This window comes from Jannaschia seohaensis (assembly GCF_900116765.1).
GTDB lineage: Bacteria > Pseudomonadota > Alphaproteobacteria > Rhodobacterales > Rhodobacteraceae > Jannaschia > Jannaschia seohaensis.
Map to the genome: position 1 here is coordinate 25,747 of NZ_UETC01000005.1, position 25,840 is coordinate 51,586.

Below are 25,840 nucleotides of genomic sequence, written 5' to 3' on the forward strand. Positions count from 1 at the left end.
AGATGTGCAGGATAATGGTGCGAAATCGCACGTCCACTGGCGGCCAGCGCACAGTCGGTCAGGCTTCCGCTTCGATCAGGCCCAGGCCCCGCAGATAGACGCCGATCCCGGCCTCCAAAAGATCCTCGGGCGCGAAGGGCGTGTTGGCACCCGGCTTGCCCCGGGCGAACAGCTCCACGACCCCATGGCACATCGCCCAGATATGGGCGCTGACCATTGCCGAGGGCGGGCGGCGCTCGGGCGGGATGTGACGCGAGAGGTTCTCGGCGGCCTGCTCCAGCACCCCGCGGGAGCGGGCGACGGCGCGGGCGAGATCCGGCGTCGCATGGCGCGACAGGCCGCTTTCGAACATCGCCATGTAATGTCCGGGATGCTTGCGCGCGAAGGCGAGATAGGCCCGGCCCGTCGCCTCGAAGGCCCGTAGGGCGGAGGGCTGGCCGCTTTCGAAGGCGTATTCCATCAGGTCGCCGAAGATCGCGTGGCCTTGCAGGGCGCATTCGATGATCAGGTCTTCGCGCCCCTCGAAATGGCGGTAGACGGCGGCGGGGGTCACGCCCGCCTGCTTGGCCGCCTCCGACAGGGTGAAGCCGGTCGGCCCCTTCTCCTCGATCAGGGAGAGCGCCGCGTCGACCAGCGCCTGACGCAGGTTGCCGTGATGATAGCCGCGCTTAGGCACCGGCCATCCACAGCTCGGGCCCGCCCGCGATGTTCGGGTCGATCTCCAACACGGCATCGTCGCGGCCCGCATAGGGGATGCGCGACAGGATCGCCGCGATCGCGTTCAGCCGCGCCCGCCGCTTGTCGTCGGAGCGGATGACGGTCCAGGGTGCGACGTCGAAATGCGAGCGCGCGAAGGTCTCGCCGATGGCGGCGGTGTAGGCGTCCCATTTCCACAAGCCCTCGACATCGATCCGCGACAGCTTCCATTGCTTGAGCGGATCGCCCTCGCGCGCGAGCATCCGGCGCAGCTGCTCGGCCTGGCCCACATTGAGCCAGAGCTTCACCAGGATGATGCCGTCGCGGACCAGCAGGTGCTCCACTTCGGGGAGTTGCTCGAAAAAAGCCTCGCGCTGGGGATCGGTGCAAAAGCCGAAGACCTTCTCGACCACAGCGCGGTTATACCAGGAGCGGTCGAAGACGGCCAACTGGCCCGCGCTGGGCAAATGGCGGATGTAGCGTTGGAAATACCACTCGCCGGCCTCGGTCTCGGTCGGTTTGGACAGCGCGACGATCTTGGCCGAGCGCGGCGAGAGGTTGTCGGTCAGCCGCGAGATCGTGCCGCCCTTGCCCGCCGCGTCGCGCCCCTCGAACACGCAGACGATCCGCGCCCCTGTCTCCCGCATCCAGGACTGCATCTTGACCAGCTCGATCTGGAGCGCGTCGAGCCGATCCTGATAGAGATTTTTGTCGAGCCAGCGGTCGTAGGGATAGTCGTCCGTCAGCACGTCCTTCTTGTGGCCCTCTTGGATCGCGGTTCGCACCTCCTCCGGCGCCGCTTCTTGGAAGAAGCGCGAAATGGCGGCGTCGAAGGGTTTGGGCATGCACGTCTCCTCGGGCTCTGTCTTATATGGCGATGCGTGGGGCTTGGGCCACCCCTTGGCGGGCGGGCCGCTGTCCCCTAGCTCCGCGCTCATGGACCGCCGCCGCCTCGAAGCCGTCTGGCTTGACCTGACCCGCCGCCGCCTGCCGGAGGCCGCCCGCTCGGCCCGCCACTGGCCGGTGCGCGCCGATCATTGCTTTCAGCGCATCCTGCTGGACCATGCCACGGGCGGGGTCTGGTATGACGCGATCCCCAAGCGCCCGGCCTATGCCCATGCGCCCGAGGCCGTGCTGCGCCGGGCCGTCGCGCTGGGCGAGGCGGTGCTGGCGGGCGAGGCGGACCTCGCCGCGCTGAACCGACAAAGCCTCGTCTGGCGCGGCAAGCGCCTGGCTTGAACCGCGCGCGCCCCCGTGCCACGCAAGAGCGGCACGACCGAGGGGGACACGCGCATGAGGACTGGTTTGTATCCGGGGACCTTCGACCCGATCACCCTGGGACATACCGACATCATCAAACGGGCCTGCCGTCTGGTCGACCGGCTGGTGATCGGCGTGGCGATCAATCGCGACAAGGGCCCGCTCTTCACATTGGAGGAGCGGGTGGCGATGGTCGAAGCCGAAGCCGCCTACTGGACGGCCAAGACCGGGACCGAGATCGTCGTCCACCCGTTCGAGAACCTGCTGATCGATTGCGCCCGGGATGTCGGTGCGCAGGTCATCGTGCGCGGCCTGCGCGCGGTCGCCGATTTCGAGTATGAGTTCCAGATGGTCGGTATGAACCGCGTGCTCGACGACCAGATCGAGACCGTGTTCCTGATGGCCGACGCGAAATACCAGGCCATCGCGTCGAAACTCGTCAAGGAAATCGCGCGGCTGGGTGGCGACGTGTCGCGCTTCGTCACGCCGTCGGTGAATGCGGCGCTTCAGGCCAAGTTCGCCGGCTGATCCGGGCCGTCAGGCGCGCCCCTGGGCGCGCAGCGCCTGCTCGATCCGGGCGGCGCGGACGTCTCCGGCCTCCAGTGCGAAGATCCAGGCCTGGGTGAGGAAGAACGCCGCCGCGTCGGGAGCGGCCTGCTCGGCCGCTTGCTGATAGAGGCCCACGAGCCCGGGCCCGTCGCCCTGCGCATGGGCGTCGAGCAAGGCGTCATTCAGGGACGTCATCCCGTAAGTTTCTCCGCGACCCAGGCGTGGAAGCGGTGCGTTGGCCCATCCATCGCGGGCGAGAACCGCCCGCCATCGAAGCCCGGCGCGGCCCGCCCGCGCTGCATCCCTTCGACGACGAAGACGTCTTCTTCGAAAACCTCGCGCCATTGCGCCGTGTTGCGGTCGGCGAGGCCCGCGTCGAATTCCGGCGTGGTATAGTAGATATGCACGTCCTCGGTGGTGCGATCGACGCCCTCGGGCCGCAGGACGATGGCGAAGGCGTGGTCGCGATGCACACCCAGCAGCACGTTCGGGAAGAGGGCCAGATACTCCGCGCCCGTGTCCCACTTCGCCGAGAGACCCGGGAAATCCGGGAAGCGCGTCTCGCCATCCGTCAGCTGGCGGTAGACGGTCGTCCCCTGGCCCGCAAAGCCGCCATCCTCGATGTTGTAGTGATCCTCGAGCCGTGAATAGGCGTTTAGGCCGGGATGGACCCAGGGGAGGTGGTAGCTCTCGCAGTAATTCTCGACCGCGAGTTTCCAGTTGCACCCGACCTCCAGCGTGAAGCTGCGGCCGTCATGGTAGAGCGGCGCCTCGAATTCCGACCAGCGGGCCAGGGCGGTTGCGTTCGCCTCCTCGAAGGGGGGCGCGGTGCCGTCGAGATTGACGAAGACCACATCGCGCCAGACATGGCTGCGCACCTCGATCAGGCCCAGCGTGCTGCGGTCGACCTGCGGGTCGACATTGCGGCCCGGCCCGCCGACATGGGGCGTGGCGACCAAGTCGCCTTTCGTCGAGTAGCACCAGGAATGGTAGGGGCAGCGGATCGCGCCCTCGATCCGGCGCGGCTCGGCCACGAGGATCATGCCGCGATGGCGGCAGACATTCTGGAACACGCGGACCGTGCCCTCCCGGTCGCGGATCAGCAGGAGCGGCGCGCCCGCGAGGTCCAGCGGCACCGCGTCGCCCGTCCGGGGCACTTGCGCTGCCACGCCCAGCGCGGCCCAGCTGCCATGCAGGACGGCTTGCGCCTCGGAGGCATAGGTCTGGGGGGCGGTGTAATGGTGGTTGGGCAGGCCGTTGGCCTCTGCGATGGGGCGGCGCACCGCAGCGAGCGCATCGTAGTCTTTCATGCCAACCTCCGGTTCCGACGTCCGGAGGAATTGGACCCGGTCCATGGCCGAACCGTCGCGCCTGACCGCGACGAAGGCTTGTCCCATGGCGACCTCTCCGCCGCCTATGCCACGGGCAACCGCCCGAGATGTGCGCCCCGACGGCGCGGCGGTCGATCTCTCAGGGGCGGCCGGGCGTTCGGCCGGTTGACGGCGAAGGCCCGGCCCGCTGCGCTATTGGTTGCCACGGCTCAGCGCGGCCACTCCCGTGCGCGCCATCTCGACCAGGCCGATGGGGCGCATCAGATCGGCGAAGGCGTCGATCTTGCCCACATCGCCGGTGATCTCGAAGACGAAGCTGTCGAGCGTCGAATCGACCACGTTGGCGCGGAAGATCTCGGCTAGGCGCAGCGCCTCGATCCGCTTGTCGCCGGTGCCCTGCACCTTGAACAGCGCCAGTTCCCGCTCCACGGCCTTGCCCTCGACGGTCAGGTCGCGGACGTCATGGACGGGCACGATGCGGCCCAGCTGCGCCTTGATCTGCTCGATCACCTGGGGCGTGCCGGTGGTGACGACGGTGATGCGGCTGAGATGCCCTTCATGGTCCACTTCGGCCACGGTCAGGCTTTCGATATTGTAGCCGCGGCCCGAGAACAGGCCGATGACCCGGGCCAGCACGCCCGCCTCGTTATCGACGATCACGGCGATGGTGTGCCGTTCGCTCACATCCGAGAAGGTCGGGCGAAGGTTATAGGCGGAATGGCTCGTGGAGCCTTTTTTGAGTTTGAGCGGGGACATCTTTATCTTTCCCAGGTCTGTCCTGGCTCGTCTTGGAACCAGGCTCCGGCTTCGTAGGTCGCTCCGATCGGGGAGCGGAATTCGAAATGGCGGGGCGCTCAGAGGCGGAGATCCAGGGGGTCTGGCCCTGGATCCGCGCCTGCGCGCCCGTTGCCCCTCACGGAGCGGATGGCCCGCGCCGCATTGGAGGTCGTCACACCAGCACCGAGCCTTTGGCGTCGATCACGCCCTGGGTCTCGGCCTCGCCCAGCAGCATCTCGTTATGCGCCTTGCCCGAGGGGATCATCGGGAAGCAGTTCTCATGCTTGGCAACGAGGCAATCGAAGATGACCGGTCCGTCATGGGCCAGCATCTCGCGGATCGCGTCGTCCAGGTCGTCCGGGTCGGAGCACACGATGCCCTTCGCCCCGAACGCCTCGGCCAGCTTGACGAAGTCCGGCAGCGCCTCGGACCAGGACGACGAATAGCGCTCCCCGTGCAGGAGTTCCTGCCACTGGCGGACCATGCCGAGACGCTCGTTGTTCAGGATGAACTGTTTCACCGGGAGACGGTACTGCACCATCGTGCCCATCTCCTGCATGTTCATCAGCCAGGACGCTTCGCCGGCCACGTTGATGACAAGCCCGTCCGGATGCGCGACCTGCACGCCCATCGCCGCCGGCTGGCCATAGCCCATCGTGCCCAGGCCGCCGGAGGTCATCCAGCGGTTCGGATCCTCGAAGCCCATATATTGCGCGGCCCACATCTGATGCTGGCCGACCTCGGTGCAGATGAAGCGGTTGGGGTGATCCTTGGTCAGCGCCTCCAGCCGCTCGACGGCGTATTGGGGCCGGATGATCTTGCCCTCCTGCTTGTAGGACAGGCACTTGACCGTCTTCCACTGCTCGATCTGCGACCACCATTTCTGCAGCTTGGCCGTGTTGACCTTGCGGCCGCGCGCCTTCCACAGCCGCAGCGCATCCTCCAGAACATGGGCCACGTCGCCCAAGATCGGAACGTCGGTTTTGACCACTTTGTTGATGCTGCTGGGGTCGATGTCGATATGGACCTTCTGCGACTTGGGGCTGAAGGCGTCGATGCGCCCGGTGATCCGGTCGTCGAAGCGGGCCCCGATATTGATCATCAGATCGCAGTCATGCATCGCCATATTGGCCTCGTAGAGACCGTGCATGCCCAGCATTCCCAGCCAATGCTTGCCCGAGGCGGGATAGGCGCCCAGCCCCATCAGCGTCGAGGTGATCGGAAAGCCCGTCGCCTCGACCAGTTCCCGCAGAAGCTGGCTGGCCGCGCGCCCCGAGTTGATGACGCCGCCGCCGGTGTAGAAGATCGGGCGCTCGGCGGTCTCGATCAACTCGACCAGATGCTCGATCGCCTCGATGTCGCCCTTGAGCCGGGGCTGATAATGCGAGGTCTCGACCTGCTTGGGGCCGACATAGGTGCCGCTGGCGAATTGCACGTCCTTGGGGATGTCGATCAGGACCGGGCCGGGGCGGCCCGAGGTGGCGACGTGGAACGCCTCGTGGATGACGCGGGGCAGGGCGTCGGTGTCCTTCACCAGCCAGTTATGCTTGGTGCAGGGACGGGTGATGCCGACCGTGTCCGCCTCCTGGAAGGCGTCGGAGCCGATCATGAAGGTCGGAACCTGCCCGGTCAGAACGACGATCGGGATCGAGTCCATCAGCGCGTCGGTCAGGCCGGTGACGGCGTTGGTCGCGCCCGGGCCGGAGGTGACCAGCGCGACGCCGGGTTTGCCGGTCGAGCGGGCATAGCCCTCGGCCGCGTGCACGGCGGCCTGCTCATGGCGCACGAGGAAGTGGCGGATGTCGTTTTGCTGGAAGATCTCGTCATAGATCGGCAGCACCGCGCCGCCCGGATAGCCGAAGACGGTATCGACCCCCTGATCTTTCAGTGCCTTGACGACCATCTGCGCCCCGGTGATTTGCCGTGCGCCCGTCTGCTTGTTCATCCGCTTGTTCCTCTTCCCACCCACTTCAACGAAAAACCCCCGGAGGCTGGGCTCCGGGGGCGCATGGTGACCGATATGGTCGCTGACAGTTCAGCCCATGCGCCCGAGTTCGATTTCTACGAGAAGCGTTGCCATCGGTTTGGTCCTTTAACTGACCGCATCCATACCGACCGGGGCGGGGGGGTCAACAGGGAGAGCGGAGAAAATTGCGCCAGAAGGCGTGCGGTCGGAGGAATGTTGCGTAATCCGCCACAGGAGGCGGCCGTGGGCGATGCGGGACCGGTGCGGGGCAGCGCCGCTGCGACTCGGTCCGGGGGCGGGACTGGCCCCGGCCCCCGTGTTACGCCTCACCCGACCGCCAGCTCCGCCAGCGCGACCCAGAGCGGGATCGCCAGGATCGCGACCGGCGTGCCCAGCCCGGTCGACGCGCCGATATATGCAGACGGGTTCGCCTCGGGCAGGGCGCCCCGCATGGTCGGAGGGCCGGAGATGTCCGAGGACGAGGCCGCCATGACCGCCAGTAGGATCATGCCGCCCTGGCTGAAGCCCGTCAGGTGATGCGCGACCAGACCCGCGCCCAGCCCCATCAGCCCATGCACCAGCGGCGCCAGCAGCGCGTAGGAGACATAGGCCCCCGCCACCTTGCGCAACTCCGACAGGCGGGACCACGCTTCGATCCCCATGACCAGCATCAGGATCGACAACAGCCCGCGAAACAGCGGCTCATAGAAGCTTCCATAGACCGAGTCCGGCTCGGCGAAGAGGCCGATCGCGAGGCCAACCAGCAGCGCCGAGATCGCAGGCGACTGCGCCGTGTCCTTCAGGATCCCACCGATCAGGCCGCGCTCGACCGGCGCTTGCCCGCCGCCGCCCAGCGCCACGGTCCCGCCCGCCTGCAACCGCGCCGCCGCGTTGCGCGCCATGCCGACCTTGGCCACGACGATGGCGGTCACCAAGGCGGCCACGTCCATGAAGGGATAGAGCGCGCCGATGAACCCCTCATAGGCGATCCCCTCATCGTCCAGGATCGCCATCCCCGCCGCCAGCGTCGAGGCCGAGACCGCGCCGAACAGGCCCGCCGTCGCCATGCCGTCCGCCTCCGAGACGCCCTTGCGGCGGGCCAGGGTCGCCTTCCCCAGCAGCACGATCGCGATCCCCACGACCGCCGCCAACAGGGCCGGCACGGCCAACTCCGTCAGGTTCGCTTCGCGCACCGAGATGCCGGCGCCCAGCCCGACCTTCAGCAGCAGCAGCATCACGACGAACTTGTAGACCGGGTCCGGCACCGTCAGCTTGCTGCCGCAGGCCGCCAGCAACATGCCTCCGATCAGAAAGGCGAGCGTCGGCTTCTGGAGTTGGTCCAGAAGGGTCAGCGGGATCGAGAGCAGGGCGTCCATATCAAACCTCCGAAACTGGGTCGGAGCGGCATATGGCCTGGCGGAAGCTAAAATAAAAATACAAGTGTTTTGTAGAAGCGTTCTACAATATAGAACAAACGCAATCCCCTTGCCAGGGACGCGACGGGCTGGCACCTCGACCCGGGGAGGACCGCCATGAACATGCTGAAAGACAGGCTCGCACGGGGTGAGGTCACGCGCGGCCTCTGGCAGAACCTGCCCGGCCCCGAAGCGGCCGAGATCGCCGCCCGCGCGGGCTTCGACTGGATCGTCCTCGACGGAGAGCACGGGCCCTGGGATCCGGTGGGCCTGCGCCTGAAACTCATCGCGGCGCCGGAGGGCGTGGTTCGTATTCCCGCGCTCGAGGACTGGATCGTCAAGCAGGCCCTGGACCTCGGCGCGCGCACGCTGCTCGTACCCATGGTCGACACGGCCGAGCAGGCCCGCGCCGCCGTCGCCGCCGCGCGCTATCCGCCCGAAGGGCGGCGCGGCGTCGGGGCGATGGTGGCGCGGGCGGGCCGCTGGGGCGCAGATCCCGGCTATCTCGACCGCGCCAATGACGAAGTCTCGATCTGGGTTCAGGCCGAAAGCCGCATGGCGCTGGAGAACCTGGAGGAGATCTGCGCGACCCCCGGCGTCGACTGTGTATTCATCGGTCCCGCCGACCTTGCCTGGGACATGGGCCTGCGCCCCGACGCGCCGGAATTTCAGTCGATCCTGGCCGAGGCCATCGCCCGCATCGCCGGTTGCGACACGCCGCCGGGCATCTTCGCGGCCCAGCCACAGCGCTGGATCGAGGCCGGAGCGCGGGTCGTATGCCTCGGCTCGGACGCGATGGTGCTGACATCCGGCCTCGCCGCGCTGCGATGATCCGTCTCGCCGCCCGGGGCGTGCGCGCCGAATGGGAGCCGGGCTGCGGCCACGTGCCGGTGCTGGAGATCGGTGGCGCGAAAGTGCTCCACGCCGCGCCTTGGCGCAGGGAGCCCGCGATCCAGGCCGACGCCTCGATCCCGCTGGTGGACCGGCGCCTGGGCGGCACCTTCGTCTGTGCCCCGTTCGGCCAGGACGATGCCGATGGCGGTCCGCCCCATGGCCTTGCGGCGAACGCGCCCTGGACGCTGACGCGCGCCTCTCCCTCCGCGCTCACGGCCCGCCGCGCCCTGGCCCGTGGCCGCATCGAAGCGCGCATCGCGCTGCGCGACGACGAGCCCGTGCTCTACCAGACCCATGTGCTGGAGCTCGACGCGCCCTGCACCTTCGCCCACCATCCGATGATCCAGGCGCGGGCGGGCGGTCGCCTCTCGGCCAGCCCGCCCGAGGCCGCCCTGACCTGGCGCGCCGAGGCGCCGGTCTATGCCCCGGACCAGCGCGCCGAAGGCTGGACCGTCGCCACGCCCACCGGACCCCGCGACCTGCGCGACCTGCCTCTGGCCCCTCACGAGGATTTCGTCGCCCTGACCGGCCCTCGGACGGGGCTCGCCTGGACCGCGCTGCGCCGCACGGCCGAGGCCGACACGATCCTCATCCTCCGCCGTGCTGAGCAACTCCCGCTCACCCTGCTCTGGCTGACGAACGGGGCGCGGCAGGCGCCGCCTTGGAGCGGCCGGTTCCGCAACGTGATCGGCATCGAGCACGCCGTCTGCGCGGGCGCAGATGGCACAGCCGCCGCCCTCTCCCGTTCCGGCCGCGTCGCTGCCGAGGGCCTGCCCACCGCGCTTCGCCCCGGTCGCCACACGATCCCCCACGCCATCCTGCGCCTGCCGGAACCTTTGGAGATCGAGGATGTCGCGCTGTCCGACCGTCTCACACTCCAGACCGACCGGGGCCCGCGCACCGTCCCCTTCGACCGGAGCTATTTCGCGTGATCCTCGTCGATGCCGATGCCTGCCCCGTGAAGGGCGAAATCCAGGAGATCGCCCTCCGTCGCGGCATCTCTGCGGTCTTCGTCGCTGCGACCTATCTGCGCCTGCCCGACCATCCGCTCTTCAAGATGTTCGTCGCGGGCGACGCCTTCGACGCGGCCGATGACGCCATCGCGCAAGTGGCGCGCCCCGGCACCGTCACGATCACCGCCGATATCCTGTTGGCCGAGCGCGTCATCAAGGCGGGCGGCGCCGCGCTCGATCCGAGAGGCCGGGAATACACCCAGGCGACCATCGGCGACAGCGTCGCCACCCGCGACCTGATGGCCGAGCTGCGCCCAGGCATGATGGGCCAGCAAGGTGGCCAGTCCAGCGGCCCGCCCCCCTTCGGCCCCGCAGACCGCGCAGCGTTCAAGAACGGCCTCGACCGCATCCTGACCCGGATCGCGCGAACGGGCGCCTGATCGCGCCAAGTCTACTAAAATTGTCCTGGCCTTCTTCTGGCCGGAAATACTCCGGGGGGAGTCGGCCTCCGGCCGACGGGGGGCAGAGCCCCCCTTTTAGCGATTGCCTCCGGGCACGAACCGCCCGGCTTCCTCGGCCGCCATGCGCAGCGCGCGCGACTTGTTGACCGTCTCCTGCCACTCCGCCTCGGGGTCGCTGTCATGGACGACGCCGCCGCCCGCCTGGACGTAGAGCTTGCCGTCCTTCACCACGCCGGTGCGCAGCGCGATGCACATGTCCATGTCGCCGCCGGCCGAGAAATATCCGACGCCGCCGCCATAGATCCCGCGCTTCTCCGGCTCCAACTCGTCGATGATCTCCATGGCGCGGACCTTGGGCGCCCCCGAGACGGTGCCCGCAGGCAGGCCGGCGAGCAGGGCGGAGAGCGCGTCATGCTCCTCGGACAACTCGCCCACCACGTTCGAGACGATGTGCATCACATGGCTGTAGCGCTCTACGATAAACTTCTCGGTCGGGCGCACGGTGCCGGTCTTCGCGACGCGGCCCACATCGTTGCGGCCCAGGTCGAGCAGCATCAGATGCTCGGCCAACTCCTTTTCGTCGGCCATCAGATCGGCTTCGAGCGCGCGGTCCTCCTCGGGGGTGGCGCCGCGGGGGCGGGTGCCGGCGATGGGCCGGATCGTCACCTCGGAGCCGAAGACGCGGACCAGGATCTCGGGCGAGGCGCCGACGATCTGAAAGCCGCCCATGTCGAAATGGAACATGAAGGGCGAAGGGTTGGTCCGCCGCAGCGCCCGGTAGAGCGAGAAGGGTGGCAGCGGGAATTCGTAGGTCCAGCGCTGGGACGGGACGACCTGGAAGATGTCGCCCGCCGCGATGTAGTCGCGCGCCTTCTCCACGGCGGCCAGATAGGCGGGCTTGTCGAAATTCGAGACCGGCTCGGGCAGGTCGAACGGCTCGGCCATGCCGCGGGTTTCGGTCACGCCGCGCGAGAGCGCCGCCAGCGCGTCCTGCAACCGCTCCGCCGCCTGGGCATAGGCCGCCCGGGCCGACTGGTCCGAGGAGCCCCAGACCGGGGCGACGAGGATCACCTCGCCCTTTACCCCGTCCAGCACCGCCACGACCGAAGGTCGCATCAGCATCGCATCCGGCACGCCCAGCGGGTCGGGATTCACGTTCGGCAGGTGCTCGACCAGGCGGATCATGTCGTAGCCGAGATAGCCGAAAAGCCCGGCCGACGCGGCGGGCAGGCCCTCGGGCAGGTCGATCCGGCTCTCGTCCAGCAGCGTGCGGATCGCGTCGAGCGGCGCGCCCATGTCCTCCCAGGCGTCGGGGTCGTAGCGGGCCGCGCGGTTCACGCGGCTAGTCTCGCCCCGGCATTCCCAGATCAGATCGGGGCGCATCCCGACGATCGAATAGCGCCCCCGCACCTCGCCCCCCGTGACCGACTCGAGTACGAAGGAGAAGGGCTGCGCCTCGGCCAGCTTCAGCATCAGCGAGACGGGCGTGTCGAGATCGGCGGGCAGGCGCGTCCAGAGAACCTGGTTCGCGCCGGTCGCGTGGGCAGCCTCGAAGACCGGGAAGGCGGGTTCGATCATGGCGCGCTCAGCCTCCGCCCAAAAGCTGGGTCTGCACGGCCTGCACCGCCTGCTGGTCGACGGTGAAGCCGATATCGGCCCGCACCGCCTCGGCGAAGGAGGCGAAGAGATCGCTCGCGACCTGGGAGCGGATCTGCTGCTCGACCGCGGCGATCAGATCGGCGGTCTGCGGATCCTCCGGGTCGGGCGCGGCGACCGCGTCGATGCGCAGCACGAAGGCCGTCTCCCGGTTGCCGCGGCGGGCCAGAACGGCGCCTTCCTCGGCTTCGAACAGCTCGGCCACGAGCGCCCGGGGCAGGCCCTCGATCACCCCATCGCGGGAGATATTCTCCAGCGTCTCCGGCGTCAGGCCGACCTCCTCGAAGCTCTCGCCCGCCTCGAGTCGCGTGGCGACGGCCTCGGCCGCCTCGGCCAGGCGGCGGGCGTCGTCATCGTCGCGCCAGGCTTGCTCGACCGCGGCGCGCACGTCCTCCAGGGCGGGGCGCTGCGGCGGCTCGATCGCCTCCAGGCGCAGCGCGAAGAGCCCGCCATCGGCGAGATCGCCCAACTCCGGGAAATCGCCCTCGGCGACGGCCAGCGCGGCGCTGCGGAAGGCCTCGTAATCGACGATCCCGCCGGACGCGCCCGGGCGCAGCGCGACAGTGCCCAACTCCATCGACGTCTCTTGCGCCAATTCCTCCAGCGTCGCGCCCCCGGCGAGCAGGTCGTCGATGCTCTCGCGGCTCATGTCGATCTCGCGGCGCGCGGCGTCGCGGGCGAGGGCGTCGCGGATCTCGTCGCGGACCTCCTCCAGCGGCACCTCGGTCGCGTCCAGGATCGCGTTGACGCGGAACAGGGCCGGGCCCAGCCCGGTCTCGAGCGGTCCGGCGATCCCAGGCTCTTCCAGGGCAAAGAGCGCCTCGGCCACGGCCGGGTCCAGATCGTCGCGGGAGACGTCGCCGATATCGACATCGTCCAGCGTCAGCCCCCGATCCTCCACCAGCGTGTCGAAATCGGTCTCCCCGGCTTCCAGCGCGGCCAACGCCGCCTCAGCTGCTGCCTGGTCGCGGAAGATCAGCCGTTCCGCGAGCACGCGCTCGGGCTGGCGGAACTCGGAGCCCAGCTCCTCGTAGCGCTGCGCGATCCGGTCCTCGGGGATATCGACCTCGTCCAGGATCATCGAGGGCGTCACCCAGGCATAGGTGATCTGGCGCGTCTCGGGGATCTCGAAGGCGGCGCCGTTCTCTTCGTAGAATGCGGCCAGTTCCTCCTCGGTCGGCGCGCGGGAGATGCCGTCGAGCGCGCCGCGGCCCAGTTCGGCGAAGGTGACGGTGCGGGTCTCGGCCAGCCAATCCACGATGGTCTGGCTATGGGCGTCGCGCACGCCGATGCCGCCCACGACCGCCGCCTGAAGCAACTCGGCCCCCGCCTCCGCGCGAATCCGCTCTTCGAAGCGGCGCTCGTTCATGCCGATGGAGCGCAGGGCGAAGCTATAGCCCTCGCGGTCGAATTCACCGGAAATGCCGCCGAAGGCCGGGTTCGAGCGGATGCGCTCTGCCACCTCGGCGTCGCCCACCGACAGCCCCATGCGCCGTGCCTCTTCCTCCAGCGCCGCCAGCGCCAGGAGCCGCTCCATCACCTGCTGATCGAGGCCGAATTGCTGCATCTGCTGCATCGTCAGGCGCTGACCCGTCTGCTGTTGCAGCCGGTTCTGCTCCTGCCGGATGGCGTTGGCGTAGTCCTGCACGGTGATCTCGCGCTCGCCCACGGTGGCGACCGAGGTCAGATTACCGCCGAACTGCCCCACCCCGAAGCCGCCCAGCGCCAGAATCAGAAGGCCAAGGATCGCCCATACGACGAGATTGCCCTTCTTCTTCGGCCGTCTTTCTTCGTCCGCCATCGCGTCCTCCTGCCTGCGTCCGCGTTCCTAAGACGGGCCGCGGGCGGCGGCAAGCGGATCAGAGGCCGCGGGCGGTCACGTCCCTCAGGCGATCGAACAGCGTCGCTATTCCCTGCAGATCGGCATTGGCATAGGCGATGCGCAGCGTGGCCTCCGCCCGGCCGGAGCCGCCCTGTTCCCGCGTCGGCCCGAACATCGTTCCGGGCAGCAGCAGGAGCGAGGCGCGGTCCACCAGCGCCTTGGCGACAACATCGGACGGCGCGTCGAACGGGTGCGCGACATAGGCGAAATAGGCGCCGCAGCCCAGCGCCCGCCAATCCGGGAGCGCGGCGAAGCCCGCATCCATCGCCGCCCGCCGCGCCAGGATTTCCCGCCGTTCCCCAGCGAGCCAGTCGCCCAGGTTCTCCATCCCCCAGAGCGCCGCGCGCTGGCCCAGCCCGTTGGGGCAGATCGCCACGGTGTCGAGCCATTTCTCCACCTGGGCGAGCCGCTCGGGCGAGGAACAGATGGCGCCGACGCGGTGGCCCGTCAGGCGATACGCCTTGGAGAAGGAGTAGAGCTGGATCAGCACCTCGTCCCAGTCCGGATCGGCGAACAGGTCGTGGGGCGCGCCCTCCCGCGCGTCGAAATCGCGATAGGTCTCGTCGACGATGAGCGCCAGGCCGCGCGACCGGGCGAGATCGCGGAACGCGGCGACGAGGTCGGCGGGGTATTCCACGCCGCCCGGATTGTTGGGCGTGACCAGCACGATGGCGCGGGTGCGGTCGTCGATGAGCGCGGCGCAGGCCTCGGGGTCGGGCAACAGGTCGTCGCCGGTTTCCAGATAGCGCGCCTCGATCCCTTCCATGTCGAGCCACATCTTGTGGTTGAAATAGAAGGGCAGAGGCAGGATGACATTGTCGCCCTTGCCCGCGAGCGTCGCCAGAGCGGCGGTGAAGGCTTGGTTACAGCCCGAGGTGATCGCGACCTGATCGGCGCGGACCGTGCCGCCATAGGCCGCGGACCAGTCGGCGGCGACCTTGGCCCGCAACTCCGGCAGGCCCAGCACGGGGCCGTAGAGATGCGTGGCCGGGTCGCTCAGCACGATTTCGGCCATCGCCTGACGCAGAGGCTCGGGCGGAGGATCGGCGGGCGCGGCCTGGCTGAGATTCAGCAGCGGGCGGTCCGCCGGGAAACTGGCATTTGCGATCCAGCGCCGCGCCTCCATCACCGGGGGCGGGAAGGTCGCTGCGAGGGCGGGGTTCAGGGGGCCGTGCATCTCAGGCATCGCCAACGGGCTCAGAACGGGATCTCGTCGTCCATGTCCGAGCCGCCGCCAAAGCCGCCGCCCTGGCTGCCGCCGCCATAGCCGCCCCCGGAGGAGCCGCCGCGGTCGTCATAGCCACCCCCGCCATAGGAGCCGCCGCCACCGCCGCCGCCTTCGCCACGCGAATCGAGCATCGTCAGTTCCGAGCGGTAGGGGCGCAGCACGACCTCGGTGGAATAGCGGTCTTGCCCGGACTGGTCCTGCCATTTGCGAGTCTCCAGCTGGCCCTCGATATAGACCTTGGAGCCCTTGCGCAGATACTGCTCCGCCACGCGGATGAGGGGTTCGCTGAAGATGGCGACCGAGTGCCACTCGGTCTTCTCGCGCCGCTCGCCCGAGTTCTTGTCGCGCCAAGTCTCGGAGGTGGCGATGCGCAGATTGCAGACCTTTCCGCCGTTCGAAAAGCTCCGAACCTCCGGGTCGCGGCCCAGATTCCCGATCAGGATCACCTTGTTCACACTTCCGGCCATGGCTCGCTCCCCGCTCCGTCGCCCGGTCCGTCTGACCCGGCGATGGTTAATATCCGGTTAGCCCCTACAGGGTCGCTGGGGGAGACGAAAGGGGAGGCGGGCTTGGAAAGTGGGCGCGTCTTGGCTAGGGTCGCCCAAGTTTTCAGACGGGCCGCGTCAGACGGCCCGCGACCATGATTTCGACAGGAACGGGGGGTGCGACATGCGGCATCTGGTAGGGGCGCTGGCCCTGGCGCTCGGCGGGGTCTGGATGGCGCCGCCCGCCGAGGCGCAATCGGCCGGGCGGGATCGAATCGCTCTGTTCTCGCAGCAAACCGCGCTGATGGACCGGCGCTTGAGCAAACAATACGCCCATTCCAGCCGCCTCGTTCCCGAAACGCCCGGCTTGCGGTCGCTGTCCACCCGCGAACGCATCCCGCGCTATGACGGCTCGATGCGGTCCCGCTACCTGCCCGAGGCGCGGGCGGCGGCGCGGCGCCATGGCGTGCCCGAGGACCTGTTCCTAAGGCTGATTCGTCAGGAATCGGGGTGGAATCCCAATGCCCGCTCCCACAAAGGCGCGTTGGGTCTGGCGCAGCTGATGCCCGGCACCGCCCGCCTGCTCGGCGTGAATCCGCGCGACCCCCGGCAGAACCTGGAGGGCGGCGCCCGCTACTTAGCCCAGCAATACCGCAAGTTCGGCTCCTGGCGGCTGGCGCTCGCCGCCTACAACGCCGGCCCCGGCGCGGTGGAGCGCCATGGCGGCGTCCCGCCCTTCCGCGAGACGCGCAACTACGTGCGGGTGATCCTGGACCAGGGCTGACCAGCCGTCCGGCCGAGCCTCGACGGCCCGTCCCTCCTTACTTCTGGCCAGAAATACTCCGGGGTCTGGGGCAGAGTCCCAGTCCGTCGTTCCCGATCGGCGCGCCTGTCGGGGCCGCGCGCGCGCCCCGGATCGGGTCAGCCGCCGAGGCCCGTCCCTTGCAGCACGCCATGCTCCATCGCGTAGCGGGTCAGGCCAGCGGTCGACGAGATCCCCAGCTTGCGCTTGATGTTCTTGCGGTGGGTCTCGACCGTCCGCACCGAGATGTCGAGCTCGTGGGCGACTTCCTTGTTGGACCGCCCGCGCGCCAGGAGAAGCAGGATCGTCTGCTCCCGCGAGGTCAGCGGCTCGGTTCCGTCCGGGCCGGGTTCCAGCGCCTCTTCCGCGCCTGGGCAAAGATAGCGCTCGCCTCGCGCGACCGTCTCGATGGCGCGGCGGATCTCGTCGCCCGGCTGGTCCTTGAGGCAATAGCCGACCGCGCCGTGCCGCATGGCGGTGGCGACATATTCCGGCGTGTCGTGCATCGACAGGATCAGGACGGCGATGGCGGGATAGCGCTCCTGCAGGATCTCGGTCGCGGCGAGGCCGTTCATGCGCGGCATGTTGAGGTCGAGCAGGACGACGTTGGGCGCTTGCTTGGCGCAGGCCTCGACGGCGGATTGGCCGTCGCGGCAGGTGCCCACGACCTCCAGGTCGTCATAGGTCTCCAGCAGGGCGCGCAGCCCGTCGGCCACCATGGCGTGATCGTCCACCACGAGGACGCGGATGGGGGCTTTGGAGGACATGCCGGGGCGATACGCCACGCGGTCCGGCGCGGCAAGGCGGAGAAGCGGAGACGCCGTGACCGGCATCGGGGAGGGGAGAGCCAAACCTCTTGCTTGTCGCTTCGGCAGCATGATTTACCATAAGGGAAGCATAACCCGGGTCGAGACGCGGCGATGGGGAAGCACATGAAACACAGAAATTTCGTTCTCGCAGCGATCGCATCGGTCTTGGTCGCAGCTGGGCCGGCGGCGGCCGCGACGCTCTGGAACCAGGCTCCCAGCGGAAGCAGCGGGATCGTGAACCATGGTGCGCCGGGCGGTACGGTGGACTATGCGTACATCCTCAGCGGTGTCGCCTTTTCGAGCGATGTGGTGATCGACAGCATCCAGACCCTCAACTTCAATACCGGTGGATTCCCCTTTCCGTCTTCGGTCGACGCGGTTGTGAACATCTTCGACCAGTGACCCCCTGACATCGACGAGCGATCCGTCCGCGGGAGGCGATCTTGGGCGCGTCACCACGGCGTCGCTTGTTCAGTCCGGGCGCGAGGTGACCGCTCCCGTGAACGGGCTCGGCATCGCGCTGTCCGCGGGGACATACTGGATCGGCCTGACCCCGGTCTTCGATTGGCAGAATCAGATCGCGCGCCTCGACACGTTCACATCCGCGGCGCAGGGGCCCTCGGACGCCCTTTTGTTCGGGCCGACTTTCGGTGGGCCCGGAGGCTTGGTGATTTCCGGCATTATCGCTGCCTCCGATGCGAATATCCGGATCGACGGCAGCTTCGCCGACGGGGTCGTGCCGTTGCCGGCCGGGGTGTTCCTACTGCTTGGCGGGCTGGGCGCCCTAGGGATGACCGCGCGCCGCCGGGCCGCCTGATCCGAAGGCGCCGCCACGGGCGCACGTGGCCGCGCGTCATGGGGCGGCGCGCGTCGGTCGCCCTCGAGTCCTGTCCCGCGTGGCGGGGAGCCCGGACGTTTCGGCACAGGGATGCCTACGGTCGGTTGGGTGACGCTTTTCGGCCCGGCGGGGCGGGGCGTCTGCGAACTCGCCCAAAGGTTTCGCCTTTATATCAGATGGATGCGCGGTGTCCTTCATCCATCGGCGGCGGGGGCGGAGCTATTCCGCGGCCTGTCTCGGGGCGTCCTGCCCGGCCGGGGCGAGCAGGTGCGTCAACGGAACCGTCGCCTCGACCACCGTTCCGCGCCCCTCCGGCCCGGAGGTCAGTGTGAGCGTGCCGTCCAATTGCTCGATCCGCTCGGCCATGTTGCGCAGGCCGAGCCCGTGGCGCGCACGGCTGATCCCGCGTCCATCATCCTCCACGCGCAGCGTCGCGCCGCGCCGGTGTCCGTAGACGCGCACCGACACCCGGGTCGCTTCGGCATGGCGCTCGATATTGGTCAGGGCCTCTTGGGCGATGCGGTAGAGCGCCGTCTTGGCCTCGATATCGAGGCGGTTGCGGAAGACCACGGTGCGGAATTCGACCGAAATGCCCGTTCGGGCCTCGAACGCCTCGCAGAGCGTCTTGAGCGCGGGGCTGAGTCCCAGATCGTCCAGAACGCCCGGGCGCAGGTCGTGGCTGATCCGGCGGACCTCGCCGATGGCGCTTTGCAGCCCCTCGATGGCCGCGTCGACGGCGCCTTCGGCCTTTGCGTCGCCCTTGGCGGTCAGGCGGCGCGCCAGTTCCAGCCGGAAGCGGATGCCGGCCAGCAGCTGGCTGATCCCGTCATGCAACTCGCGCGCCACGCGGCCGCGCTCCTCCTCCTGGGTGTCGAGGACGCGCTGGGTCAGCTCCTTGAGCTTCACATCGGCCAGACGGCGTTCGCGCACGGTAATCAGGAACCCGCTGGAAAAGACGGCGAGCAGGGCCAGCAGAGCGATTGCCCCGATTCGGAGGAACTGCGCGCGCACCTCGGCCCGCACGTCGGCCCGCGCGGTCTCGACCTGGGCCAGAACGTCGTCCAGAAAAACGCCGGTGCCGATGGCCCACTGCCAGTCCTGAAGTCCGATCACATAGGTCAGCACGGTCGATTCTTCGCCCGTCGAGGGCTTGCGCCAGATATAGGAATGGTAGCCGGCCCCCTGGCGCGCCAGCGCGATCAGCCTGTCGGTGACCGGCGTGCCCTCGGCATCCTCCAGCCCCGACCAGTTGCGCCCGATCAGCCAGGTCTGGCGCGGGGCGACCAGATTGGTCCCGTCATAGTCGAACACGAAAAAGAACCCGTCCTGGCCATAGATCATCGCCGACAGGATTTGCGTCACCCGCAGCTTCGCCGCCTCGTCGTCGGGGGCGGCGTTGCCGTAGATCGTGATGAAGGAGGTGCGGGCGAGTTGCAGGTAGTTGCGCAATTCGCGCTGCTTGGCTGTGATCATGGCGGCTTCGAGGGTCTCGATCTCTCGCTGGGCCATCCGCTCCGATTGCAGCGTGACAAGCACGGCGATGGCCCCGACCGCGACGATCAGGGGCAGGGCGGCCAGCAGCAGAAGACGCTGCCCGTAGGAGAGGCGTGACAGCATGGGGTCGATGAAAGGGCATTCCGTCCCCGAGGACCAGCCCCCGCAAGGCTCGCTCAGTTAAAGAGCTGCCGAGCCGCGCCGGGATGGAGCGGCGTCGACCGGCCCTCCGTCCTCATCCCCACCGGGGGCAGACGCCCCGACGGGGGCCGAGCGCGCGTCGAACCGGCAGAACACAGGTCCGAACGGGTGGGAGACTGTTTCGGTCGGCCTGTCCCTCTCGGGGATGGTCACGGTCTCGCGGCCTCCAGGTCGCGACATCCGCCGGATTGCCGAGACAGGTCTGGCCGGCGACGCTGATGTCGCAGGAGGCGCGCCTGTTCGAGCGGGGCCTCCCTGTCGGCCGCAGATCCCGGGCGACTGCAATTCGATGTCGCGTTCGGCTGCTTTTCCGAGATCCACGATGGTCCCCCGCTCTTCGGCGGAACGTCGGTGCGCCGCCGCATGGCTGATCTGGGGGGCCGAGATCGATCCGGGCGTCGCTGTGATCGGCCAGCAGCAGGTACAACGCCTCGGGAGGCGGCGAAGAAAGCACGCCCCGTCCGTGATGTGGCCCTGCTCGCAAAGGGCCCCGGTGCCCTTGAAGGCGGCGAGCACGCGGAATTGCGCGATCCAGAGGCGACAGGCCCCATCGCGCAGGCCGCTCAGAGGGCCGACCGAGCTATCGGAGCTGGCCGCCGCACGGGACGTGCCCTCGGCCCCGACCCGCCCGCAGGTCGTCAGCCCCATGGGACAAGCCATGCCGGTCTGGTCGTCCGTCCCGACCACGAGGCCGATCGCGCGCCCGATCATGAGGCTGTCGGACGCAGTTCCCTGGCGGCGGAACGGCGCAGCGCGTCCATGGCGGCGTCGTGCTCACTGAAAAGGCGCTATGCGTAGAATCCGGTATTTGACACCACGGCGGCGATCCCTAGAAGTCGCGCTACGCCTCAGACCGGGGCAGTCCCGCCGCCGGGAGGGTCGGTGGGCAACAAAACCCATAGGGAGGAAGAGATGGACCGCCGTTCATTCCTTAAGAATTCCGCGATCGGTGGTGCTGCCGCCGGTGCGACCGCGCTTGCTGCGCCCGCCTACGCGCAGGGCAACCGCACGCTGACCATGGTCACCACCTGGGGCCGCGGCCTCGCCGGTGTGCATGACGCGGCGCAGCGCGTCGCCGACAGCATCACCGCGATGTCCGATGGCCAGCTGACTGTCGACCTCAAGGCGGCGGGCGAGCTTGTGGGGGCCTTCGAGGTGTTCGACGCCGTGACCGCCGGTCAGGCCGACATGTATCATGGCGCCGACTATTACTTCGTCGGTCAGCACCCGGGCTACGCTTTCTTCACGGCCGTGCCCTTCGGCATGACCGCTCAGGAGCTGGCCAATTGGTACTACCATGCCGGCGGCATGGAGCTGCATGACGAGCTCGGCCAGATCTTCGGCCTCAAGTCCTTCCTCGGTGGCAATACCGGCGCTCAGTCGGGCGGCTGGTTCCGTCAGGAGATCACCGGCCCCGAGGACTTCCAGGGTCTCAAGTTCCGTATGCCGGGCCTTGGCGGCCAGGCGCTGGGCAAGATGGGCGCTTCTGTGCAGAATCTGCCGGGCTCGGAAGTGTACCAGGCCCTGTCTTCGGGCGCCATCGACGGCACCGAGTGGATCGGTCCCTGGGCCGACGAGAAGGCCGGCTTCCAGGAGATCACCAAGATCTACTACACCGCCGGCTTCCACGAGCCGGGCGCGGGCCTCTCGGTCGCGACGAACCGCGACGTGTTCGAAAGCCTCACCCCCGCTCAGCAGAAGATCATCGAGATCGCTTCGGCTGAAGCCCACCAGTGGAACTTGGCGCAGTTCCTGGCCGAGAACGGCACCGCGCTCCAGCGGCTGCAGTCGGGTGGCGTCACCGTGCGCGAGTTCCCCGACAGCGTCTGGGACGCGATGGGTGCGGCCTCTCAGGCCGTGATGGACGAGAACATGGGCGACGACCTGTTCAAGAAAATCCACGACAGCGCCATGGAGTCGATGCGCGCCTCCTCCAGCTGGATCACCCGGTCGGAAGGCACCTATCGCAATCAGCGCGACCGCGTCCGCGGCTGACGCGAAACCGGCCCGCCCCCGCTGGGGGGCGGGCAACCCACCTACCGGCCGTCGGGGGGCGCCATGTTCGACGCGATTTCCTGGTTCTTCACGAATCTCGCCTTGGCTTTTTACAACCTGGGCTACGCGATCCTGAACCCGAGTTCCTGGTTGGCCTGGACGACCTCCTGGGAGACGCTGGAGGACAAGCAGAGCCTGATGCGGCTCATCTACTACGGCGCCTCGGCCGAGCTGTTCTTCGTCATCTTGGCCGTCTTCCTGGTCATCACCATCGCAGGCTACTTCTACCGCGACTTCCTCTGGGGGGTCGTGCGCGTCTTCGAGGGCACGCTGAACTGGATCGGACGCATCGCGGCCTGGGCGGGTCTGATCATGGTTATCCAGCAGATCATGATCGTTTTCCTTCAGCGGATCTTCCGGGTCTCCGAGATTTCCATCGGCCCCTTCGGCACGACCTTCACCCGAGACCTGAGTTGGTATTCGGAGGAGCTGAAGCTTTACAACGCGATGGTCGTCTGCCTCTGCGTCGCCTGGACCTTCATCCAGGGCGGGCATGTGCGCGTCGATCTGGTCTATTCCGCCGTCAGCCACCGCACCAAGCGCGCCATCGACATGGCCGGGTCGCTCCTGTTCATGGTGCCGTCGCTGGTGCTGATCTGGCTGTTTTCCTGGTTCTTCTTCTGGCGCTCGATGATCACGCCCGCGACTTCGGCCTCCGAGGATCTGGACCGGCTGCTGATGAAGGGGCGGGCCGTGCGCTGGAACATCGAGACCATCGGATTCAGCCCCAACGGCTTCGACGCCTACTTCCTGTTCAAGGTGCTGATCCTGCTTTTCGCGGCCACGGCCTTCCTGCAGGCGCTCACCTTCTTCTGGCGCAGCTGGCTCGAATACCGCGAGGGCGACATGAGCGCCGACCGCTATCTGGACCGCGACATCCTGGGCGACGAAGATGCCCAGCGCGCGGCGGAAATCCACTGACGCCGGCGCGCGTCCGGCAAGACGACGGGCCACCCGCCCGCCACGAGGCGCGGGGCCGAGACGAGGGGAACTGACATGCCATTCGGATTGGACGGGGTCGAAGTCGGCCTGATCATCGTCTTCCTCTGCCTCTTCGGGGGCATCATGTCCGGCTTCCCGGTGGCCTTCGCCATCGCGGGCGCGGGGGTTATCAGCTTCGGCATCATCGCCGCGCTCGATAGCGCGGGCCTGCTGTTGCACGCGGCCATCGACACCAACTCCGCCGAATACGCCGCGCTCGTTGCCGAAGGCGTCAGGCGCGACACGATCTCGATCTTCCGATACCCCGAACTTCCGCGCGTCCTAGAGCCGGTCTTCGTCGGCGGGTGGGAGCAGGCGATCGACCGCAACATCTCCTTCATCGTCAACCGCATGAACGAGCGCGTCATCGCGGGCGCCTCCATCGAGACGCTGCTCGCCGTGCTGATGTTCGTGATGATGGGCATCACGCTGGAGCGATCGAAGATCGCCAACGACCTGCTGACCACCATGGCGCGGGTGTTCGGGCCGCTGCCGGGCGGCCTCGCCGTCTCCATCGTGATCGTGGGCGCGTTCCTGGCCGCTTCGACGGGCATCGTCGGCGCGACCGTCGTGACCATGGGCCTGCTGGCGCTGCCGACGATGCTGCGCAACAATTACTCGCCCGAGCTGGCCACCGGCGTCATCGCGGCCTCCGGCACGCTGGGGCAGATCATCCCGCCCTCCATCGTGATCGTGCTCCTGGGCACGCTCGCCGGCGACATCTACTCCACCGCGCAGGAGAATCGCGCCCAACTGGTCGGGTGTTCCGATGCGCTGACTTATCTGGGCGAGCCGGCCGTCGTCTCGGTCGGCACGTTGTTCCAGGCGGCGCTGCTGCCGGGGATCCTGCTGGCCTTCCTCTATGGCGCCTATGCCTTCGGCTTCGCGCTCCTGAACCCCAGCAAGGCGCCGGCGGTCGTGATGGCGGACGGCCAGGGCACCGTCTCGACCCGCGAGGACATGCTGACCTGGGCGCTGGGCGTGCCCGTCGCTCTGGTCCTGGGGGCCATCGTGCTGGGCCAGACCGGCATCATCGGCAGCCAGGACGTGCGGGTGTCCAGCTTCTCGGACGCGGGCTCCACCGCGTCGCTGCGCACCAATGTCTCGCCCGACTGTCAGGCCGCCATGATCGATCTGCACGGGCAGGCGGCCTGGGACGAGGCCGTCGCCCAGCAGGCCGAGATCGACGCCGCCGGCGGCGTGCAAATGGCCCAGGAACGCACCGCCGAAGAGCTGGAGGCCGCGCGTCAGGCCGCCATCGCCGCCGCCGCGCCCATCGGCACCGGCATCGCGGTCCTCTTCATCGGCCTCGCGCTCGTCCTGTCTACGGCGCGCGCGGTCAATCCGCTCGCCGATGGGCGGCCGCTTCTGATCGGGGCGGGAGGCGTGGCGCTCGCCTTGCTGATCGACTGGCTTCTGATCGCGCCGACGACCACGTCGGGCACGACCTTCGTGCTGATGGCGATCCCGATGGCTCTGGTGCTCTATGGCGTCGGCCCGGCCTTCTCGCGGCTGGCTCAGAACGAACTCCTGCGCGTGGTCTTCCCGCCGCTGGTGCTGATCGTGGCCGTGCTGGGCTCGATCCTGGGCGGCATCACCAACCCGACCCCGGCCGCGGCGCTGGGCGCGGGCGGCGCGATCATGCTCGCCGCCTATCGCAAGCTTCAGGAGGAGGGCGGCGGCAAGGGCTCGATCATCCTCATGGCCTCGCTCGCGCTGGTCGTGATGCTGCTCTTCGGGATCAATTTCGACCTGCGGACCGGGCTGGAGACCACGACCACGGCGGATGTGATCGCCACGGTGATCGCCCAGATCTCCTATCACATCGCGTTCATCGGCCTGCTCTATGCCTGCTGGGTGCTGTTCCGCACCGGCGTGCTGGCCCCGGTGGTGCGCGAGACGGCCAAGGTCACGTCGATGGTGTTCACCATCCTGATCGGATCGCAGCTTCTCAACCTCGTGCTGATCTCCTTCGGGGGCGAGCACTACATCCAGGACTTCCTGCGCAGCTTCGATAACGAGCTGAAGGTCTTCCTGATCGTGATGCTGGTGCTGTTCATCCTGGGCTTCGTCCTCGATTTCCTGGAGATCATCTACATCGTCATCCCGATCGTCGGCCCCGTCATCTATGGCGGCACCTTCGACCCGAAATGGGTGACGATCATGATCGCGGTGAACCTGCAAACCTCGTTCCTGACGCCCCCGTTCGGCTTTGCCCTGTTCTACCTGCGCGGGGTGGCCCCGAAGGAGGTCACGACGGGCCATATCTATCGTGGGGTGCTGCCCTTCGTGCTCATTCAGGTCGCGGGTCTTGCGATCCTGTGGTTCTTCCCGGCCATCGTGACGATCGTGCCCAATCTGCTACCCTGAGGCCGGCCGCGCCGGGCGGCGCGTCTCTGCCACGGAGGTCGACCATGTCTCTGAAGCGCACGGCCATGAGGATGGCGATCGCTTTCGCGGCGGCCAAGGGGTACCAGGCCTTCCGCGCGAGAGGCGGGATGCGGGGCCTGCGCGATGAGCTCAATCGCGTCGGCGGGTCGGGCGGGCTGCTGGGCGGCAGGGACGGTGGCGGCCTGGGGGCGGTGCTCAATGCCCTGGGGAGCGGAGCCTCGACGCCGGGCGGCCTGGGCGGGATCCTTGGGGGCCTCGCCGCGATGGCGGGCGGGTCCGGGGCGCTGGGCGGCCTGGGGACCACGCATACGATGGAGATGGCCGAACGGGGCCCGCAGGATGACGAAACGGCCCGCGCCATGATCCGCGCCATCGGTCAGGCGGTGCGCGCCGACGGCGAGATCGACGCCGCCGAACGAGAGATCCTGCACGACCTGATGGGCGAGATGGAGACCGAGGAGGAGCGTGCCGCCCTCGACGCGGGCTTGCGGGAGCCCGTCGACCCCGAGGCGCTGGCCCGCGACGTGCCCATCGGCCACGAAGCCGAGGTTTATGCCGCCGCGCTCACCGCCATCGACCCGGACCGACAGGCGGAGACGGCGTTTCTGTCCAGTTTCGCCCGGGCGCTGCGCCTGCCCGAGGCGGAGGTCGCGCAGCTTCACGCCGCCGCCGGAAAGGCGCGCTGACCGGCCCGCGCAGAGCCTTGACGCGCTGTC

25 protein-coding genes are annotated in these 25,840 nt (G+C 68.3%); 12 read left to right on the forward strand and 13 right to left on the reverse strand.

What is annotated here, in order from left to right; all coding sequences use genetic code 11:
* Nucleotides 1–58: 58 nt before the first annotated feature.
* Both DTQ71_RS11975 and ppk2 read right to left on the reverse strand, forming a co-directional pair.
* The gene (locus tag DTQ71_RS11975; protein WP_109564535.1) at nt 59–676 is read right to left on the reverse strand and encodes a TetR/AcrR family transcriptional regulator; all 618 of its coding nucleotides are present in this window, start codon (nt 674–676) and stop codon (nt 59–61) included.
* The gene (gene ppk2, locus DTQ71_RS11980; protein WP_109564536.1) at nt 669–1,541 is read right to left on the reverse strand and encodes a polyphosphate kinase 2; all 873 of its coding nucleotides are present in this window, start codon (nt 1,539–1,541) and stop codon (nt 669–671) included. The genes DTQ71_RS11975 and ppk2 overlap by 8 nt, the downstream gene beginning before the upstream one ends.
* Nucleotides 1,542–1,632: 91 nt before the next feature.
* Here ppk2 and DTQ71_RS11985 point away from each other — a divergent pair, with 91 nt between their 5' ends.
* Nucleotides 1,633–1,935: a GCN5-related N-acetyltransferase gene (locus tag DTQ71_RS11985; protein WP_109564537.1), complete on the forward strand. Its 303-nt coding sequence runs from the start codon at nt 1,633–1,635 to the stop codon at nt 1,933–1,935.
* Nucleotides 1,936–1,989: 54 nt separating this feature from the next.
* Nucleotides 1,990–2,484, forward strand: coding sequence for a pantetheine-phosphate adenylyltransferase (coaD, locus tag DTQ71_RS11990; RefSeq protein WP_109564538.1), 495 nt, complete (start codon nt 1,990–1,992; stop codon nt 2,482–2,484).
* 9 nt (nt 2,485–2,493) lie between these two features.
* On the opposite strand, the gene DTQ71_RS11995 is transcribed toward coaD, so the two are convergent.
* From DTQ71_RS11995 to DTQ71_RS12015, 5 genes are all read right to left on the reverse strand, one after another.
* On the reverse strand, nt 2,494–2,700 hold the full coding sequence (locus DTQ71_RS11995; RefSeq protein WP_109564539.1) for a hypothetical protein: 207 nt from the start codon (nt 2,698–2,700) through the stop codon (nt 2,494–2,496).
* Entirely contained in the window at nt 2,697–3,815 is a 1,119-nt protein-coding gene (locus DTQ71_RS12000; protein WP_109564808.1) for an aromatic ring-hydroxylating oxygenase subunit alpha, read from the reverse strand. The genes DTQ71_RS11995 and DTQ71_RS12000 overlap by 4 nt, the downstream gene beginning before the upstream one ends.
* Before the next feature lie 213 nt (nt 3,816–4,028).
* Nucleotides 4,029–4,592, reverse strand: coding sequence for an acetolactate synthase small subunit (gene ilvN / locus DTQ71_RS12005; protein WP_109564540.1), 564 nt, complete (start codon nt 4,590–4,592; stop codon nt 4,029–4,031).
* 193 nt (nt 4,593–4,785) lie between these two features.
* Complete coding sequence (locus DTQ71_RS12010; RefSeq protein WP_109564541.1) at nt 4,786–6,558, reverse strand: acetolactate synthase 3 large subunit; 1,773 nt, start codon at nt 6,556–6,558, stop codon at nt 4,786–4,788.
* A 347-nt stretch (nt 6,559–6,905) separates the two neighbouring features.
* Nucleotides 6,906–7,955, reverse strand: a complete 1,050-nt coding sequence (locus DTQ71_RS12015; protein WP_109564542.1) for a sodium-dependent bicarbonate transport family permease — start codon at nt 7,953–7,955, stop codon at nt 6,906–6,908.
* Between the two features lie 156 nt (nt 7,956–8,111).
* Here DTQ71_RS12015 and DTQ71_RS12020 point away from each other — a divergent pair, with 156 nt between their 5' ends.
* From DTQ71_RS12020 to DTQ71_RS12030, 3 genes are read left to right on the forward strand one after another with little or no spacing between them, the layout of a single operon-like run.
* A complete protein-coding gene (locus DTQ71_RS12020; RefSeq protein WP_109564543.1) occupies nt 8,112–8,825 on the forward strand; it encodes an HpcH/HpaI aldolase family protein in 714 nt (237 codons plus the stop codon).
* Nucleotides 8,822–9,820: a hypothetical protein gene (locus tag DTQ71_RS12025; protein ID WP_109564544.1), complete on the forward strand. Its 999-nt coding sequence runs from the start codon at nt 8,822–8,824 to the stop codon at nt 9,818–9,820. Before DTQ71_RS12020 ends, DTQ71_RS12025 begins: the two co-directional genes overlap by 4 nt.
* Nucleotides 9,817–10,281 carry a YaiI/YqxD family protein gene (locus DTQ71_RS12030; RefSeq protein ID WP_109564545.1) on the forward strand — a complete coding sequence of 155 codons (465 nt, stop codon included), beginning with the start codon at nt 9,817–9,819 and terminating at the stop codon, nt 10,279–10,281. The genes DTQ71_RS12025 and DTQ71_RS12030 overlap by 4 nt, the downstream gene beginning before the upstream one ends.
* 96 nt (nt 10,282–10,377) lie before the next feature.
* On the opposite strand, the gene trpE is transcribed toward DTQ71_RS12030, so the two are convergent.
* The 4 genes from trpE to ssb are packed head-to-tail and all read right to left on the reverse strand — an operon-like array spanning nt 10,378 to nt 15,535.
* Nucleotides 10,378–11,880 carry an anthranilate synthase component I gene (trpE, locus tag DTQ71_RS12035; protein ID WP_109564546.1) on the reverse strand — a complete coding sequence of 501 codons (1,503 nt, stop codon included), beginning with the start codon at nt 11,878–11,880 and terminating at the stop codon, nt 10,378–10,380.
* A gap of 7 nt (nt 11,881–11,887) precedes the next feature.
* On the reverse strand, nt 11,888–13,759 hold the full coding sequence (locus DTQ71_RS12040; protein WP_109564547.1) for a SurA N-terminal domain-containing protein: 1,872 nt from the start codon (nt 13,757–13,759) through the stop codon (nt 11,888–11,890).
* A 58-nt stretch (nt 13,760–13,817) separates the two neighbouring features.
* The gene (locus tag DTQ71_RS12045; protein ID WP_109564809.1) at nt 13,818–15,017 is read right to left on the reverse strand and encodes an aminotransferase; all 1,200 of its coding nucleotides are present in this window, start codon (nt 15,015–15,017) and stop codon (nt 13,818–13,820) included.
* Between the two features lie 20 nt (nt 15,018–15,037).
* The gene (gene ssb, locus DTQ71_RS12050) at nt 15,038–15,535 is read right to left on the reverse strand and encodes a single-stranded DNA-binding protein (protein WP_109564548.1); all 498 of its coding nucleotides are present in this window, start codon (nt 15,533–15,535) and stop codon (nt 15,038–15,040) included.
* Between the two features lie 202 nt (nt 15,536–15,737).
* Between ssb and DTQ71_RS12055 the strand changes: the two genes are divergently transcribed.
* A complete protein-coding gene (locus DTQ71_RS12055; RefSeq protein ID WP_109564549.1) occupies nt 15,738–16,337 on the forward strand; it encodes a lytic transglycosylase domain-containing protein in 600 nt (199 codons plus the stop codon).
* A gap of 137 nt (nt 16,338–16,474) precedes the next feature.
* On the opposite strand, the gene DTQ71_RS12060 is transcribed toward DTQ71_RS12055, so the two are convergent.
* On the reverse strand, nt 16,475–17,122 hold the full coding sequence (locus tag DTQ71_RS12060; RefSeq protein ID WP_109564810.1) for a response regulator: 648 nt from the start codon (nt 17,120–17,122) through the stop codon (nt 16,475–16,477).
* 165 nt (nt 17,123–17,287) lie between these two features.
* Here DTQ71_RS12060 and DTQ71_RS12065 point away from each other — a divergent pair, with 165 nt between their 5' ends.
* Both DTQ71_RS12065 and DTQ71_RS12070 read left to right on the forward strand, forming a co-directional pair.
* Complete coding sequence (locus DTQ71_RS12065; RefSeq protein ID WP_146204850.1) at nt 17,288–17,566, forward strand: hypothetical protein; 279 nt, start codon at nt 17,288–17,290, stop codon at nt 17,564–17,566.
* Between the two features lie 85 nt (nt 17,567–17,651).
* Complete coding sequence (locus DTQ71_RS12070; protein WP_170125416.1) at nt 17,652–17,981, forward strand: VPLPA-CTERM sorting domain-containing protein; 330 nt, start codon at nt 17,652–17,654, stop codon at nt 17,979–17,981.
* A 240-nt stretch (nt 17,982–18,221) separates the two neighbouring features.
* Here the strand turns inward: DTQ71_RS12070 and DTQ71_RS12075 are convergent, their stop codons facing one another.
* Nucleotides 18,222–19,619 (reverse strand): cache domain-containing protein, encoded by a 1,398-nt coding sequence (locus DTQ71_RS12075; protein WP_109564552.1) that lies wholly within the window; start codon nt 19,617–19,619, stop codon nt 18,222–18,224.
* 990 nt (nt 19,620–20,609) lie between these two features.
* On the opposite strand from DTQ71_RS12075, the gene DTQ71_RS12085 reads away from it, so the two are divergent.
* The 4 genes from DTQ71_RS12085 to DTQ71_RS12100 all read left to right on the forward strand — a co-directional run bounded on the left by DTQ71_RS12085 (nt 20,610) and on the right by DTQ71_RS12100 (nt 25,810).
* Nucleotides 20,610–21,692, forward strand: a complete 1,083-nt coding sequence (locus DTQ71_RS12085) for a TRAP transporter substrate-binding protein (protein WP_109564554.1) — start codon at nt 20,610–20,612, stop codon at nt 21,690–21,692.
* A 63-nt stretch (nt 21,693–21,755) separates the two neighbouring features.
* Nucleotides 21,756–22,673, forward strand: coding sequence for a TRAP transporter small permease subunit (locus DTQ71_RS12090; RefSeq protein WP_109564555.1), 918 nt, complete (start codon nt 21,756–21,758; stop codon nt 22,671–22,673).
* Between the two features lie 75 nt (nt 22,674–22,748).
* Nucleotides 22,749–25,103 carry a TRAP transporter large permease gene (locus DTQ71_RS12095; protein WP_109564556.1) on the forward strand — a complete coding sequence of 785 codons (2,355 nt, stop codon included), beginning with the start codon at nt 22,749–22,751 and terminating at the stop codon, nt 25,101–25,103.
* 44 nt (nt 25,104–25,147) lie between these two features.
* Nucleotides 25,148–25,810 (forward strand): DUF533 domain-containing protein, encoded by a 663-nt coding sequence (locus DTQ71_RS12100; RefSeq protein WP_109564557.1) that lies wholly within the window; start codon nt 25,148–25,150, stop codon nt 25,808–25,810.
* Nucleotides 25,811–25,840 lie beyond the last annotated feature (30 nt).